General features: G+C 48.8%; 4 protein-coding genes and 1 pseudogene. 4 read left to right on the forward strand and 1 reads right to left on the reverse strand.

Annotated elements, in window-relative coordinates; genetic code table 11:
- The 4 genes from ACK5NH_RS07955 to ACK5NH_RS07970 form a co-directional block, all read left to right on the forward strand.
- On the forward strand, positions 1 to 228 hold a 228-nt coding region (locus tag ACK5NH_RS07955), incomplete at its 5' end, for an aldehyde dehydrogenase family protein (protein WP_416919004.1).
- A 136-nt stretch (positions 229 to 364) separates the two neighbouring features.
- On the forward strand, positions 365 to 787 hold the full coding sequence (locus ACK5NH_RS07960; RefSeq protein ID WP_416919010.1) for a septal ring lytic transglycosylase RlpA family protein: 423 nt from the start codon (positions 365 to 367) through the stop codon (positions 785 to 787).
- A gap of 145 nt (positions 788 to 932) precedes the next feature.
- Positions 933 to 1,790: a sulfurtransferase gene (locus tag ACK5NH_RS07965; protein WP_416919006.1), complete on the forward strand. Its 858-nt coding sequence runs from the start codon at positions 933 to 935 to the stop codon at positions 1,788 to 1,790.
- Between the two features lie 85 nt (positions 1,791 to 1,875).
- Positions 1,876 to 2,388: a DUF2937 family protein gene (locus ACK5NH_RS07970; protein WP_416919008.1), complete on the forward strand. Its 513-nt coding sequence runs from the start codon at positions 1,876 to 1,878 to the stop codon at positions 2,386 to 2,388.
- A 44-nt stretch (positions 2,389 to 2,432) separates the two neighbouring features.
- Here ACK5NH_RS07970 and ACK5NH_RS07975 read toward each other — a convergent pair.
- Positions 2,433 to 2,686: pseudogene (locus tag ACK5NH_RS07975) on the reverse strand (FAD-dependent oxidoreductase); the annotation flags it as partial.

Consider the following 2,686-nt stretch of genomic DNA (forward strand, 5'->3'; position numbering starts at 1 on the left):
AATGATACCATTTACGGCTTAGCGGCTGGGGTGTGGACGGCGGATATCAGTAAGGCGCACAAAACCGCGAAGGCGCTGCGTTCGGGAATGGTGTGGATTAATCATTATGATGGCGGCGATATGACGGCGCCTTTCGGTGGTTATAAACAATCGGGCAATGGCCGCGATAAATCCATGCACTCCTTCGATAAATACACTGAAATTAAGGCGACTTGGATAGCTCTCTAAGTCGTTCTGACTCCCTCTCAAGCCTCTTTACGCCTAAGCAAAAGGGGCTTTATTTTTTCTGGTTAACTCTCTAATTAAATGGATAAAGTGGCGCAAGGGTGCCTCTTGGGGATTTTTGCTGTACATTGCTCGGATGATGAACTCATTTGCTAAGGGATGTTCTGTGAGCCTCAAATACTTATCTTTGACGTTAATGCTGCTAGCCACCTTGGTTTTGCAGGGATGTTCTTCTACCCATTCGGGAAGCTGGCAGGGGTTTACTGAATCTGGCCAAGCTTCTTTCTACGGCGATAAACATCAAAATAAGAAAACCGCCAGCGGTGAGCGTTATAACCATAAATTAAAAACGGCCGCCCATAAGGAAATTCCTTTTGGTTCAGTAGTTAAAGTCACAAACCTTAAAAACGGTAAAACGGTTGTGGTTAAGGTTAATGACAGGGGGCCTTTCGTGCGGGGCCGAATTATAGATTTGTCCAAATCCGCATTTAGCAGCATAGGCAATACCTCGGCGGGTTTACTGGATGTCAAAATTGAAGTGATTAAGGCCGCGAGTCAGTAATCGACTCTCAATGAGCTTGCCATGTGTGCTTTAGCAAAACAGTATCGGTTCGAATGGTTTGAATAGCGCTTGGGTTTTAGCATATGCAGCAAAACGCAGGCTGATAAGTCATTATCCCAGTTGGAAATCAGAATAAGGACAGCCAATGGAATATCCTCTCGTGAATACTCAATGGCTCGAAGAGCACCTCACCTCGCCAGATCTCGTGTTACTCGATGCCAGCATGGCCGTGGTGTTGGGCAAAGAGCCGATCCTCTATTCCGAACCTGTGTACATTCCGCGCTCGAGGCGCTTTGATGTCGAAACGGATTTTTGCGATAAAACCTCTTCTCAAATCCACGCCTTACCAAGGTTTGAACAGTTTGTAGAAGGCATTGCTAAGCTCGGAATAGACCCGCAAAGCGTGGTTGTTATTTATGATAATCAAGGGATTTATTCTTCTCCGCGCGCTTGGTGGATATTCAAGGTGATGGGATTTCACCGTGTGTATGTGCTAGATGGGGGTTTACCCCAATGGATGGCTGAAGACAGGGTCACCTCATCCCGCTATCAGGAAGAAGGGATAGATTATGGTGCAAGCGATAGTGAAGAACTCACTGCCGTACTGGAATATCAGCCGTCCAAGGTGATGGATGCCGAGGCCGTGTTTGCCAAGCTCGATGATAGCGACAGCGCGATTATCGATGCCCGCGGAGCAGTCCGTTTTTTAGGCCAAGTGAGTGAGCCGCGCCCCGGTGTGCGTAGTGGGCATATTCCCCATTCGGTTAATTTACCTTTTACAGAGGTGCTCGATGGCTTCAAAATCAAAAGCTCGGCCGAATTACAAACCTTGTTTCAAGGGCTTACTGGTGATAAACCGTTAAGGATTTTCAGCTGTGGCTCGGGTATTACCGCCTGTATCTTAATCTTAGCGTCGATTGCTTCTGGCCATGCAGATGCTGTGCTCTACGATGGCTCATGGGCCGACTGGGGCAGTCGCAGCGATTTACCCATAGCGCAATAGGCGTTGATGGCTGGAGTGTTGTGCAGGATAGCCTGCAGTACTCCATTGGCAGTGATATATCCTTTGACTTATCAAGGAGTTTGCCATGATAACTCGATTGTTCGATAAGCTTATCTTCGGCTTTATCTTAGTGATTGCGCTGCAACTTCCCCAATTAGCCGATCATTATCAGCAATTTTTGGCGGGGCTATATACCTCGACTCAATGGCAAGTTGAGGGCTACGAGGCCACGGCGAAGGAATATCACTACGGCGATGTCGAAACCATGATTGCCCGCCATTTGCAAAACGAGGAGCCTAGCGTCAGGGCGGATGCCGAGCAAAAGCGCCAGACGCTAGCCTTGTATCAAGCGCTGCAGCAGGGAATGCAGACCTTTGCGCAGGGGAATCTCTTCGAGAAAACCGCCTATATGTTTAATCCAGTTCGTTTTGAATATTTACAGCAAACCATAGTTAACTTTAAGCCTGGCATCCCGTTAACCACCAGTGGGATAGCTTTTGGCGTGCTGGTGGCGTTAGTCGTGCATTATTTTGGCTCGCTGCCTTTTATTCTGTGGTCAAGGCGCCGTAGGCGGATTAAATTAGCCCGCGCCATTTAGTGTCGTTGGATATCGTGCTCGTTTATCCAACGACAGGACAAACCTCAGAATAAGTCCTTAAACCTGTGGTACAGCATACCCGCCGCCAGCATAGGCGAGCGGAATGTGGGGCCACCGGGGAAGGTCATATGCTTGATTTTGGCGAACACATCAAAGTATCCCGCCTGCTGACAAATGGCTTCGGCAAGCAGTTTGGCCGCCATATGGGTGGCGTTTACGCCGTGGCCTGCGTAGGCTTGGGCGTAAAAAATATTACTCGCATCGGGGAGGCGACCGATTTGCGGCATACGGTTGGCGC

The organism is Shewanella sp., assembly GCF_047975355.1.
Lineage (GTDB): Bacteria > Pseudomonadota > Gammaproteobacteria > Enterobacterales > Shewanellaceae > Shewanella.